The sequence below is a fragment of the Glycomyces sp. NPDC048151 genome (genome assembly GCF_043202775.1).
GTDB lineage: Bacteria > Actinomycetota > Actinomycetes > Mycobacteriales > Micromonosporaceae > Glycomyces.
Genome location: NZ_JBIDBB010000002.1, coordinates 573,195 through 585,879, shown reverse-complemented (window position 1 = coordinate 585,879; position 12,685 = coordinate 573,195). Strand labels below are relative to the sequence as shown.

General features: G+C 70.2%; 9 protein-coding genes, 1 tRNA gene and 1 pseudogene. 5 read left to right on the top strand and 6 right to left on the bottom strand.

The window, feature by feature from the left end; all coding sequences use genetic code 11:
- Positions 1–81: 81 nt before the first annotated feature.
- The 3 genes and pseudogenes from ACGGCP_RS06170 to ACGGCP_RS06160 all read right to left on the bottom strand — a co-directional run.
- Positions 82–828, bottom strand: a pseudogene (locus ACGGCP_RS06170) (succinate dehydrogenase/fumarate reductase iron-sulfur subunit); the annotation flags it as partial.
- Positions 825–2,726: a fumarate reductase/succinate dehydrogenase flavoprotein subunit gene (locus ACGGCP_RS06165; protein ID WP_392961760.1), complete on the bottom strand. Its 1,902-nt coding sequence runs from the start codon at positions 2,724–2,726 to the stop codon at positions 825–827. The pseudogene ACGGCP_RS06170 and the gene ACGGCP_RS06165, both read right to left, overlap by 4 nt.
- A gap of 10 nt (positions 2,727–2,736) precedes the next feature.
- A complete protein-coding gene (locus tag ACGGCP_RS06160) occupies positions 2,737–3,540 on the bottom strand; it encodes a hypothetical protein (protein ID WP_392961757.1) in 804 nt (267 codons plus the stop codon).
- 149 nt (positions 3,541–3,689) lie between these two features.
- Here ACGGCP_RS06160 and mshB point away from each other — a divergent pair, with 149 nt between their 5' ends.
- Complete coding sequence (mshB, locus tag ACGGCP_RS06155) at positions 3,690–4,562, top strand: N-acetyl-1-D-myo-inositol-2-amino-2-deoxy-alpha-D-glucopyranoside deacetylase (protein ID WP_392961754.1); 873 nt, start codon at positions 3,690–3,692, stop codon at positions 4,560–4,562.
- A 42-nt stretch (positions 4,563–4,604) separates the two neighbouring features.
- Positions 4,605–5,282: an MgtC/SapB family protein gene (locus ACGGCP_RS06150; RefSeq protein ID WP_392961751.1), complete on the top strand. Its 678-nt coding sequence runs from the start codon at positions 4,605–4,607 to the stop codon at positions 5,280–5,282.
- 8 nt (positions 5,283–5,290) lie between these two features.
- Here ACGGCP_RS06150 and ACGGCP_RS06145 read toward each other — a convergent pair.
- Positions 5,291–5,364: transfer RNA gene (locus ACGGCP_RS06145), tRNA-Arg, on the bottom strand.
- Positions 5,365–5,776: 412 nt separating this feature from the next.
- Here ACGGCP_RS06145 and ACGGCP_RS06140 point away from each other — a divergent pair.
- Positions 5,777–6,781: a M48 family metallopeptidase gene (locus ACGGCP_RS06140; RefSeq protein ID WP_392961748.1), complete on the top strand. Its 1,005-nt coding sequence runs from the start codon at positions 5,777–5,779 to the stop codon at positions 6,779–6,781.
- A 49-nt stretch (positions 6,782–6,830) separates the two neighbouring features.
- On the opposite strand, the gene ACGGCP_RS06135 is transcribed toward ACGGCP_RS06140, so the two are convergent.
- Complete coding sequence (locus ACGGCP_RS06135) at positions 6,831–8,171, bottom strand: dipeptidase (RefSeq protein WP_392961745.1); 1,341 nt, start codon at positions 8,169–8,171, stop codon at positions 6,831–6,833.
- 39 nt (positions 8,172–8,210) lie between these two features.
- Here ACGGCP_RS06135 and ACGGCP_RS06130 point away from each other — a divergent pair, with 39 nt between their 5' ends.
- Positions 8,211–8,999: an SURF1 family protein gene (locus tag ACGGCP_RS06130; RefSeq protein WP_392962049.1), complete on the top strand. Its 789-nt coding sequence runs from the start codon at positions 8,211–8,213 to the stop codon at positions 8,997–8,999.
- Here the strand turns inward: ACGGCP_RS06130 and ACGGCP_RS06125 are convergent.
- A complete protein-coding gene (locus ACGGCP_RS06125; RefSeq protein WP_392961742.1) occupies positions 8,983–11,154 on the bottom strand; it encodes a transglycosylase domain-containing protein in 2,172 nt (723 codons plus the stop codon). The genes ACGGCP_RS06130 and ACGGCP_RS06125 overlap by 17 nt on opposite strands.
- A gap of 221 nt (positions 11,155–11,375) precedes the next feature.
- On the opposite strand from ACGGCP_RS06125, the gene cobA reads away from it, so the two are divergent.
- Complete coding sequence (gene cobA, locus ACGGCP_RS06120; protein WP_392961739.1) at positions 11,376–12,569, top strand: uroporphyrinogen-III C-methyltransferase; 1,194 nt, start codon at positions 11,376–11,378, stop codon at positions 12,567–12,569.
- Positions 12,570–12,685 lie beyond the last annotated feature (116 nt).

Below are 12,685 nucleotides of genomic sequence, written 5' to 3'. Positions count from 1 at the left end.
CCGCGCGTCGGCCCCGGGTAGGCGGGACCGGCGCGCGGATGCGACCGCGGGACTACGACCTCGGCAGTCCGGGCGCTACGCGCCCTTGCGGAAGATCTTGCGCCCCAGCCAGACCAGCGGGTCGTACCGGTCCCCGGCGACGCGCTCCTTCATCGGGATGATCGCGTTGTCGGTGATCTTGATGTGCTCGGGGCACACCTCGGTGCAGCACTTCGTGATGTTGCACAGGCCCAGGCCCTGGTCGTCCTGGGCCTGCTCGCGCCGGTCCCCGCGCGCGTCCAGCGGGTGCATGTCGAGCTCGGCGGCCCGGATGAACAGGCGCGGGCCCGAGAACGGCGGCTTGTTCTCCTCGTGGTCGCGCACCACGTGGCACGTGTTCTGGCACAGGAAGCACTCGATGCACTTGCGGAACTCCTGGCTGCGCTCCACGTCGACCTGCTGCATCCGGTACTCGCCCGGCTTCAGGTCCTCCGGCGGCGCGAACGCCGGCATGCTCCGGGCCTTCTCGTAGTTGAACGACACGTCGGTGACGAGGTCGCGCACCACCGGGAACGTCCGCAGCGGCGTGATCGTCACCGTCTGCCCCTCCTCGAAGAGGTTCATGCGGGTCATGCACATCAGGCGCGGCATGCCGTTCACCTCCGCCGAGCACGAGCCGCACTTGCCCGCCTTGCAGTTCCACCGCACGGCCAGGTCCGGCGCCTGCTCGGCCTGGATGCGGTGCACCACGTCGAGGATCACCTCGCCCTCGTTGACCTCGACGTCGAACTCGGCGAAGTCGCCGCCGCCGGCGTCGCCCCGCCACACCCGGAAGGTCCGCTCGCTCATCCGTCCTCGCCTTCCGTCGTCGCGGAGCCGTACTCCGCGGGGGTCATGTACTTGGAGAGTTCCGTGGTGTCGAAGAGCCCCAGCAGCTCCGGCGTCATGGCGGGCACGTCCTGGCGGGCCAGGACGACCTCCTCGCCGTCGAGCGAGGCCACGAGGTTCACCTTGCGCCACTGCGGGTCCATGCCCGGTGCGTCCTCGCGGGTGTGCCCGCCGCGCGACTCGTCCCGCTCCAGCGCCGCCATCGCGGTCGCGACCGAGCAGACGTACATGTTCCGCAGGTCCAGCGCCAGGTGCCAGCCCGGGTTGTAGGCCCGGCCGCCGCTCGCGCTGACGTTCGCGATGCGCTCCTTCAGGGCCGCCAGCTCGACCAGCGCCTCCTGCAGCTCGCCCTGGCGGCGGATGATCCCGACGAGGCGGCCGTTGATCGACTGCATCGCGCTCTGCAGCGCGAACGGGTTCTCGCCGTCGTTCCCGAAGGGCCGCAAGGCCTCTTCGGCGGCGGCCGCGATCTCCGCGTCCGTGAGCTTCGGCGACTCGGACGCCCCGGCGTGCTCGGCGGCGTACTCGCCCGCGCGCTTGCCGAACACGAGCAGGTCCGAGAGGGAGTTGCCGCCGAGCCGGTTCGAGCCGTGCATGCCGCCCGAGACCTCCCCGGCCGCGAACAGGCCCTTCACGGCCGAAGCGGTCGTGTCGGCGTCGACCTCGATGCCGCCCATGATGTAGTGGCAGGTCGGGCCCACCTCCATCGGCTCCGCCGTGATGTCCACATCGGCCAGTTCCTTGAACTGGTGGTACATCGACGGGAGCTTCTTGCGGATCGTCTCGGGGTCGCGCCGGGACGCGATGTCGAGGTACACGCCGCCGTGCTCGGTCCCCCTGCCCTCCTTGACCTCCGAGTTGATGGCCCGCGCGACTTCGTCGCGCGGCAGCAGCTCCGGGGGCCTGCGGTTGTGGTCGGGGTCGGTGTACCAGCGGTCGGCCTCCTCGGGGTTGTCGGCGTACTGCGCCTTGAACACCTCGGGGATGTAGTCGAACATGAACCGGCGGCCCTCGGAGTTCTTGAGGACGCCGCCGTCGCCGCGCACCGACTCGGTGACGAGGATCCCGCGCACCGAAGGGGGCCAGACCATCCCGGTGGGGTGGAACTGGATGAACTCCATGTTGATGAGCTTCGCCCCGGCCCGCATCGCGAGCGCGTGGCCGTCCCCGGTGTACTCCCACGAGTTCGACGTGACCTTGAACGAGCGGCCGATGCCGCCGGTCGCGAGCACGATCGCGGGCGCCGCGACCGCCATGAACCGCCCCGTGGAGCGCCGGTACCCGAACGCGCCCTTGACACTGCCGTTCTCGGTGAACAGCTCGGTGATCGTCGTTTCATCGATGACCTGGAGCTTCGACTCCGCCTCACCCGCCGCCTCGTCGTCCTGCTGGAGCGAGACGAGCTTCTGCTGGAGCGTGCGGATGAGCTCGAGCCCGGTGCGGTCGCCCACGTGCGCGAGGCGCGGGTACTCGTGGCCGCCGAAGTTGCGCTGGCTGATCTTGCCCTCGGGGGTCCGGTCGAACAGGGCCCCGTAGGTCTCCAGCTCCCAGATCCGGTCGGGCGCCTCCTGGGCGTGGAGCTCGGCCATCCGGTAGTTGTTGAGGAACTTGCCGCCGCGCATCGTGTCGCGGAAGTGGACCTGCCAGTTGTCGTTCGCGTTCACGTTCCCCATGGCGGCGGCCGCGCCGCCCTCGGCCATGACGGTGTGCGCCTTGCCGAACAGGGACTTCGAGATGACGATGACGCTCTTGCCCGCGAGCCGGGCCTCGACGGCGGCCCGGAGCCCGGCCCCGCCCGCGCCGATGACGAGGACGTCGCAGGCGAGGTGCTCGACGTCGTTGATGTCGTTGTCGCTCATGCGCTTCCCCTTAGCCTACGAACCGGAGGTCGGTGATCCAGCCGGCGGCGACGGCCATGACGTACAGGTCGGTGAGCGCCAGCGACGCCAGCGTGATCCACGCCCACATCATGTGGCGGGCGTTGAGCGCGCTGGACATCACCCAGAACCGGTACCGGACCGGGTGCTTCGAGAAGTGCTTGAGCCGCCCGCCCATGACGTGGCGGCAGGAGTGGCACCCGAGCGTGTAGCACCACAGCAGCACCACGTTCGCCCACAGGACCAGGTTCCCCAGGCCGAGGCCGAACCCGTCGGGGGAGTGCATGGCCAGGACCGCGTCCCAGGTGTTGACCAGCGAGATCGCGAACGCGAGGTAGAAGAAGTACCGGTGGAAGTTCTGCAGGATCAGCGGGAAGCGGGTCTCGCCGGTGTACTTCGGGTGCCCGTCGGGGACGGCGCACGCGGGCGGCGAGAGCCAGAACGACCGGTAGTAGGCCTTGCGGTAGTAGTAGCAGGTGAGCCGGAACGCCAGCAGGAACGGCAGGCTCAAGGCGGCGTAGGGGATCAGCGGGTGGTCGGGGAGGAACCGTCCGAAGTGGGCGGATTCGGGGACGCAGCCCTCGGAGACGCACGGGGAGTAGAACGGCGTCAGGTAGTGGTAGTCGGCGACCCAGTAGTCGCCCTGGTAGAAGACGCGGAACGTCGCGTAGGCGACCCACACGGTGATGCCGAGCACCGTCAGGATCGGGCCCCGCCGCCAGTTGTCGATCCGCAGGTTCCGCGCCTTGATGGCGGCCCTCGGCGACGAGACGGCACTGTCTTCGGTCGTGGTCATCAGCGCAGGATATCCCCGAACCTGTGACGTAAGTCCATGGGGTACATCACAATTACGAGCTTTTCTCTTGCTGGGACTGTAGATTGCAAAGTTTGCCTCGATGGCACCACTGTGGTGGATGTTGCGCGAGTGCTCGTTAGTCTTGGGCCATGAGCGCACGCGGTCTTCTCTTCGTCCACGCCCACCCCGACGACGAGACCGTCGGCACCGGCGCCACCGTCGCCCACTACGCCGCCCGCGCCGACGCGCACGTCACCGTCGTCACCTGCACCCTCGGCGAGGAGGGCGAGGTCCGCGTCCCGCACCTCGCCGGGCTCGCCGCGACCGAGGCCGACCAGCTCGGCGGCTACCGCTACTGGGAGTACCGGCAGGCCACCGCCGCCCTCGGCGTCACCGACACGCACTTCCTCGGCGGCGTCGCCCGCTACCGCGACTCCGGCATGATGGGCCTGCCCTCGAACGCCCACCCGCGCGCGTTCTGGGGCGCCGACCTCGACGAGGCCGCCGCCGACCTCGTCGCCGTCGTCCGCGACCGCGCCCCCGACGTCCTCGTCACCTACGACCCCGACGGCTTCTACGGCCACCCCGACCACATCCAGGCCCACCGCGTCGCCATGCGCGCCGCCGCCCTCGCCGCCGACCCCCGGTGGCGGCCCGACCTCGGCCCCGCCTGCGAGATCCGCAAGATCTACTGGACCACCATGCCCCGCAGCATCATCGAAGCCCAGTTCGACGCGTTCAAGGGCGCCAGCGACAACCCCTTCGCCGACGTCGCCCGCGTCGAGGACCTGCCCTTCGGCGTCCCCGACGACCAGATCGACGCGTGCGTCACCGGCGACCCCGCGAAGAAGCGCGCGGCCATGGCCGCCTACGCCACCCAGATCGCCCCCGGCGACTGGCTCGACGTCCTCGGCGACAAGCTCGGCGACGACGCCATGGCCGCCGAGCACTACCGCCTCGTCAAGGGCGAGAAAGGCCCCGGCCAGGGCGAACACGGCTGGGAGACCGACCTCCTCGCCTGATCCGGGGTTCGGCAAGCGCATATCCGGGTACCCCTGGTCCCTATGGACGCATGGATCTACCTCGGACCGCTCGGGCTCGCGCTGCTGCTCGGCCTTGCCGTCGGCGCCGAACGCGAATGGCAGGGCAAACCCGCCGGCATGCGCACCCACGGCCTCATCGCGATCGGCACCTGCCTGTTCGTCCTCGCCGGCCGCTACGGCTTCCCCGAGTCCGTCCCCGGCACCCCCGGCACCGACCCCGCACGCATCGCCGCCCAGGTCGTCACCGGCATCGGCTTCCTCGGCGCGGGCGTCATCTTCTTCAACCGCAACATCGTCCACGGCATGACCACCGCCGCCTCGATCTGGTCCACCACCGCCATGGCGCTCGCCTGCGGCGCAGGGCTCTACTGGGCCGCGGTCGCGGTCGCCGTCGCCCAGCTCGTCGTCGTCGCCGGACTCGCGCCCGTCGAAGACGTCATCGCCCGCCACGCCAAGCACGCGGGCCGCCTCCAGATCCGCTACACCAGCTCCGCCGCGCTCGCCGCCGCGCTCGCCAGATGCACCGAGGAAGGGTTCAAAGTCGCCGAGATACAGGGCGAGGACGGCCACGGCGTCGAACGGACCACCGACTTCGTCCTCACCGGCCGCGGCCAGGTCGACGAACTCACGGTGCATCTCAGGACCATCGAAGGCGTCGAAGGCGTGAAATACCGCGAAGAGGGCTACGACGGCTTCTAGGGCTTGGGCGCGCCCGGCAGGATTCGAACCTGCGACCATTGGATTAGAAGTCCAGTGCTCTATCCAGCTGAGCTACGGGCGCCGGGCGGGCCGCACAGGGCGCCGCGCCAGCGCAAGAATACCTGGAGACCGGCCGATCGAGGGACCCGGGAGCCCAGAAGAGGGCATGGATACGGGGCGTCGCAAGAACACCCCAAACGATTCTCCACGACGCCCCGGAATTGCTGACCCGTATCAATGAGTAGTCGTTGCGGGCGAAGGTGTCAAGCGCCGTGCGGCGTGTTGACGCCGATTCGTTATCTCGCCCCCTTGTGGGCGGCAATGCCCGCTATGCGTCCTGACTGCTTGGGGCCCTTGCGGACTTCCCGGGTGAAATCCGACACCGCGGCAGGGTCGCGGCGCGGATGGGCTTGGAGGCGTGGGGTTCGCGCGGTGATGTCACATGTGGCGTCGGCGTGCCACACTTGCACCAGAGCCAACCGTGAGGAGCGGGCATGAGCGACGACCAGTCACCGGCCGAAGGCGGTCCGGTCGAGACCAGGGACCAGGCTCGCGGGCCGGTCCTCCTGCGCGGCATATCGACCCGGGCCTGGGAGCACCCCGCCGACCGGGGCGCGCTCGTCGCCCTGCGCGAGCTGCGCGGCTTCGACGTCGTCCTCCGCAAGGTCTCCGGCATGATCTCCGAGCGGGCCCTGCGCCTGAGCCTCATGGGCTCGGCGATCCGCGTCGACCGCCACCAGTACTCCCGCGTCTACGAGGCGTACCAGCAGGTCGGCGCCGTGCTCGACGCCGCGGACCTGCCGGAGCTGTACATCACCCGCGACCCCGACCTCGGCGGCATGTGCATCGGCATCGACAAGCCCGTCGTCGTCATCAACTCCGGCTCGATCGAACTCCTCGACGACGCCGAACTGCGGTTCCTGCTCGCGCACGAGCTCGGCCACGCCCTCTCCGGCCACGGCCTCTACCGCACCCTCCTCATGGTCCTGGTGCGGCTGACCACCTCCGTCGCGTGGATCCCCGTCGGCGTCGTCGGCCTGCGCGTCATCACCGCCGCGCTCTACGAGTGGGCCCGCAAGTCCGAGCTGTCGGCCGACCGCGCCGGGGCGCTGGCCGTGCAGGACCCGGCCGCCGCGATCCGCGTCATGGCCAAGCTCGCGGGCGGCGGCGACCTGCACGACGTGGACACCGCCGCGTTCCTGGAGCAGGCCAAGGAGTTCGAGACCGGCGGGGACCTGCGCGACTCGTTCCTCAAGCTCATGCTCCTGGAGCAGCGCAGCCACGACTTCGCCGTCGCGCGCGCCGCCGCGATCAAGACCTGGATCGACGACGGCGAGTACCGCGAGTACCTCGCCGGGGAGTACCCGAAGCGCGAGGACGACAAGGACGCCTCGATCGCCGCCGAGGCCAAGGCCGCCGCGAACTCCTACCGCACGGCCTTCCAGGCCTCCGGCGACCCGCTCGCGAAGGTCCTCAAGAAGGTCCGCGAAGGGTTCTAGACACACGGAAGCGGACCGGTCCACTGAGGACCGGCCCGCTTCGCCGCCGCTAACGCTTGAGCTTCTCCAGCAGCAGCGCCTCGGCCGTGCAGACCCGCTCGAACATCGCGATGTCGAGGGACTCGTTGGGGCCGTGCGGGTTCGAGTGCTGGTCCTCGACACCCGTCACCAGGATCGCGGCCTCCGGGAACAGCTCCTGGAACGTCGCGATCATCGGGATCGAACCGCCCACGCCGATCTCGACGGGCGCAGTGCCGCCCCAGGCCTCCGCGAACGCCGCCCGCGCGGCGTCGTACGAAGGGCCGGTCGCGTCGATCGCGCACGGGTCCCCAAGGCCCCCTTCAGGAGTCACCGTCACCTCGGCGCCCCACGGCGCGTTCGCCAGGAAGTGCTCCTCGACGGCCTTGAGCGCGTTCGCGGCCGAATCGCCCGCGGCGAGCCGGAACGAGACCTTCGCCCGCGCCGACGGCTGCAGCGCGTTCGCCGACTCCGCCGCGCCCGGCGCGTCGATGCCGAGCACCGTCGCCGTCGGCTTCGACCACAGCCGCTCGGTCAGCCTTCCCGTGCCGATGAACTCCGTGCCCGGCAGCATCCCCGCCTCGCGGCGCAGCGCCGCCTCGTCGTAGTCCAGCTCGCTCCCGCGGCCCGTCACCAGGCCCGCGACCGCGACATCGCCGCTGTCGTCATGGAGCGTCGCCACCAGCCGCGCCAGCGCGGTCAGCGCGTCCGGGACCGGACCGCCGTACATGCCGGAGTGCACCGCGCCCTTGAGGACCGCGACCTCCACGTACACGTTGATCACGCCGCGCAGCGTCGTCGTCAGCGCCGGGACCTCGGTCCGCCAGTTCGTCGAGTCCGCGATGACCACCACGTCGGCGGCCAGGAGCGCCTTGTGCTCGCGCAGCAGCCCCTCGAGCGTCGGCGAGCCGAACTCCTCCTCGCCCTCGATGAGGAGCTTCACGCCCACCGGCGGCTTCCCGCCGAAGGCGCGCAGCGCGGCGACGTGCGCCATCACCCCGGCCTTGTCGTCGGCGACGCCCCGCCCGTAGAGCCGCCCGTCCTTCTCCACCACGGTGAACGGGTCGGGCTGCTCCCACTTCGCGAGGTCGCCGACCGGCTGGACGTCCTGGTGGGCGTACAGCAGCACCGTCGGCTGCCCCGCGGGCGCGGGGAAGTGCGCGTACACGCTCGGCTGCCCGCCGCCGTGGGAGAGCTGCCGGACCTCGGCGGCGCCGGCCTCCTCGAGCAGCCGCTGGACGGCGTTCGCACCCTGTCGGACCGGCTCGTGGTCGAGTCCTTCGAAGGCGATCGCCGGGATCTTGACGAGGGCCTCCAGATCGGCGCGCACGGCAGGCATGGCGGCGCGCACCGCATTCACTACATCGCTCATGAGGCGCAATCCTATGCCGGGTCTACACTCGGCGGCGTGATGCAGCGATACCGATTCGTCCTCGCTCCGCGCTGGCTCCTGCTGAGCCTGGCGGGCCTGGTCGTGATGGTCGTGTGCGTGCTGCTCTCCCAGTGGCAGTGGGGCCGGGCGGTCGAGCGCGCGGCCGCGAACGAGGTCATCGAACACAGCCGTGAGTCGGCGCCGCTCGACGCGACCCTGCCCGCCGGGGAGGGGCTCGACGCGGACGTGCGCTGGACCCTCGTGGAGGCCACCGGGGTCTACGACACCGAGCACGAGATCGTGCTGCGCGCCCAGACGAACAGCAGCCTCAACGGCTTCGAGATCGTCACGCCCCTGGTCCTGGCGGACGGCACCGCGATCCTCGTCGACCGCGGGTTCGTCGCCTCGGAGAACACCGGCAGCGTCCCCGACTACCCGGCCGCGCCCGAAGGCGAGGTCACCGTGACCGGCCGCGTCTACGAGTACGAGGAGGCCAGCGGCGGTGTCAGCGAGGTCGACGGGCACCTGGAGTCGCGCCGCCTGAGCGTCGACCTGCTCGGCCCGCACCTCGACTACGAGCTGCGCTCGGCGTGGATCGCCGACGTCGAACCGGCCGAGGGCTTCACCGCCCTGGAGACGCCCTCGTTCAAGGACTGGCAGAACTACTCGTACGCCGTCCAGTGGGCGCTGTTCGCCGCGATGGTCCCGGTCGGCTGGGTCGTGCTCGCCCGCCGCGAGCGCCGCGACCTCGACGAGGCGGAAAGCGAAGCGGCCCCCGATGAGGCACCGGAGGCCGCCGAGTCCGAGGACGCTAGTCCCCGTACATGATGTCGCGTGACGGGGGTTTGAACTTGACCTCCTCCACGCCCTTCAAGGCGTCCCTGAAGATCTTCCCCGCGGTCTCCTTCGAGACCGTCGAGTTCGACTTGCCCACCGGGTTGAAGATGTAGTCCGGGTCGGCCATGAACGCCCCCACGGTCAGCTGCGGCGTGTAGCCCAGGAACCACGAGGCCCGGTCGCCGTCGGTCGTACCGGACTTGCCCGCCACGGGCCGCCCGGCGAGGACGCCCACCACTTTCGAGGTCCCCCAGGACCCGCACTGCGCGCCCTTGCGGGCGGTCTCGGTGACGCACCGGGCCGCGTCGGTCGCGGCCCGTGCCACGTCCGCGTCCAGTTCCTGGTGGCAGCGCGGGGACGCGGCGTCGAGCTCCTGGCCCTCCGGGTCGATGATGCGCATCGCCGGGATCGGCTCGCAGTACAGGCCTTCGGCGGCGAGCGTGTTGAACACGTTCGTCATCTCGATCGGCTGCACGTCGGAGACGCCCAGCGTGAACGGCCCCCAGCCCGAGCGGCGCTCCTCCGAGGCGTAGTACGCGTCGCCCTCGGACCTCCACTGCAGGCCCATCCGCTCGGCCATCTCCACCGCCTTGTCGGCGCCGACGCGGTCGATGAGCTGCGCGAAGTACGTGTTCACCGACATCCCGAACCCGGACCACATGTCGCGGTTGCCGGCCATCGACGCCGAGCCGTTCTTCGGGCACCATCTGCCGCCGCAGGCCGTGGTCGCGGAGACGAAGCTCGTGGCGACCCGGTTGGGGGAGTAGATGTTGTAGTCCAGCGGGTAGCCCGCGTCGAGCGCGGCGAGCATCGTGAAGATCTTGAACGTCGAACCGGCCTGGTAGCCGCCTTCGGCGCCGCCGCCGAGCACCGGGTTCACCGTGTTCGGGTAGTTGCCCTTGCGGTCGAACGACGGGTTCGAGTGCGGTCCGTTCTCCTTCTGGTCGTAGGAGAAGGTGCGGTTGAGGCCCAGGGCCTTGATCCTGCCGGTGCCCGGCTCCATGACCACGGCCCCGTGCGCGAGCCGCGACTCCTCGCTCTTCCCGTCGAGGACGTGCTTGTTCGCCATCTTCTGCAGGTCGGGGTCGAGCGTGGTGATGACGGTGTACCCGCCTTGGCGCAGTTCGCGCTCGCGTTCGGCCGGGGTCGCCCCGAAGGCGTCCTGCTCGCGCCACCAGCGGCGGAAGTAGTCGCAGAAGAACCCGAACTCGGTGGGCGTGCCGGTGACGCCGATGCACGAGTTCGGCGGGTCGGAGACGTCGAGTTCGATCGGCAGGCCGCGCACCTCGGTGGCGTCGCCCCGCGACAGGTAGTCGATGTCGACCATGCGGTCGAGCACCCAGTTGCGGCGCTCCAGGGCCCGCGTCTGGTCGGAGGTGATCGGGTCGTACGCGGACGGGGCCTGCACGAGCCCGGCGAGCGTGGCCGACTCCTGCAGGTTGAGTTCGGACGGGTGCTTGGAGAAGTAGACCTGCGCGGCGGCGAAGATCCCGTACGCGTTGTGCCCGAAGTACGCCTGGTTGAGGTAGCGCTCGAGGATCTGGTCCTTGGTGAGCTGCTCTTCGACGGCCATCGCGAGGCGGGCCTCGCGGAGTTTGCGGACGGCGGTCTGCTCGGTCGCGGCGATGACCTCGTCGATGGTCTCGGCGTTGAGCTGGAGCGCGCCGCGCACGTACTGCATGGTGATCGTGGAGGCGCCCTGCTCGACCCCGCCGGACGAGTTGTTGGCGACCATGGCGCGCACGATGCCCCGGTAGTCGACGCCGTTGTGCGTGTAGAACCGGGAGTCCTCGGCCGAGACCATGGCCTGCTGCATGAGCGGCGAGACCTCGTCGAGCGTGACGTGGCGGCGGAACTCGTCGTAGAAGAGGCTGATGAGCGTCTCGCCGTCGGCCGCGTACACGTACGAGGTCAGCGGCGGGTCGGTCTCGGTGACGGCCACCGAGAGCGTGTCGATCGAGTCGAACCCGGCTTTCGCGCTCAAGCCCGCCATGGCGGCGAGCGGGAACACCAGTGCGGCGATGGCGAGTCCGGCGAGCAGACTCGTGCGCAACAGGGCGTAGACGCCTTCGGCGGATGGTCCGGGTTCGTCGCTCCCGTGTGCGGACAGTCCGGGCACACGGTGCTGGCGGGGTCGATCGCGCATATATCCAGCCTAGGGCACACGGATGGCCGCAAGGTGAAAAAACTCACGACCCCTGGCATTGCTTTCCTGAAGGCGCCGAATGTATTAGGTGCTCGCATAACTCTGGCCAGTCCCGCATCGCGGGTTTCGCGTAACAGGCTCGCAATCCGCCGGTTAGATGCCTGCGATGAAATCCGCATACGCTTGTCGAGTCTTAACTGGGAGTGCTGGAGGAGGCACACGTGTCGGTCTACGAGATCGGTCTGCGGCTGCAGGGCAAGTCGGTGCTCGTCGTCGGCGGCGGTTCCATCGCCGGGCGCCGGGTCCCCCGCCTGCTGGCCGCGGGCGCCCGCGTTTTGCTGGTCGCCCCCGAGGCCACCACCACGCTCTCGGACTACGCCGCCGCCGGGGAGATCCAGTGGGAGCGGCGCGAGTGGCGCTCGGGCGACGGCGACGACGCCTGGTTCGTGCTCGCCGCCACCGACTCGCCCGACGTGAACGCATCCGTCGCCGCCGAGGCCGAGGCCCGCCGCACCTGGTGCGTCCGCGCCGACGACGCCGAGGCCTCCGACGCCTGGACCCTCGCGCACGCCGAGTTCGACGGCGTCTCCGTCGCCGTCTCCGCCTCAGGCGACCCGCGCCGCGCCGCCGCCGTCCGCGACGCCGTCGCCGCGGGCCTGCGCACCGGCGAGATCGAGGCGCCCCGCAACCGCCACGTCCGTCCCGCGGGGGTCGCCCTCGTCGGCGCCGGACCAGGCGACGCCGACCTCATCACCCTCCGCGGGCTCGAACTGCTCCGCCAGGCCGAAGTGGTCGTCTCCGACCGCCTCGCCCCGCAGGAGCTGCTCGACATGCTCGGCGAGGACGTCGAGATCGTCGACGCCGCGAAGCTCCCGTACGGACGGCACACCACGCAGGAGCAGATCAACGCCGTCATGGTCGAACGCGCCCTCGAAGGCAAGTTCGTCGTGCGCCTCAAGGGCGGCGACGGGTTCGTCTTCGGCCGCGGCGCCGAGGAGCTCGACGCGTGCCTCGAAGCCGGGGTGCCCGTCGAGGTCGTCCCGGGCCTCTCCTCCTCCATCGCCGGTCCGGCCGCCGCCGGGGTCCCCGTGACCGAGCGCGGCATAGTCCACGACTTCACCGTCGCCACCGGCCACGTGCCGCCCGGCCCGCAGAGCAAGGTCAACTGGCACGCGCTCGGCGCCGGAAACGGGACGATCGTGCTGCTCATGGCCGTCAAGAACCGCGCCGCCATCGCCGCCGCGCTCATCGAGGGCGGCCGCGCCCCCGAGACCCCGGTGCGCATCGTCGAGAACGCGACCACGAAGAACCAGACCGTCCGCCAGTGCGCCCTCGGCGACCTCGGCGTCACCGAAGCGCACCACCCGTCCGTCATCGTCATCGGAGACGTCGCCGGGAGGGCCCGCGAACTGTGAGTTCTCGCAGGTAGAGGCCTGAATTGCGGCGGCGTCGGAGATTCACTCCGGCGCCGCCGCAGTTTTACCTGATCCACTCTTTACAAGCCTGACCACAGGCCGTAATATTCGTCCAT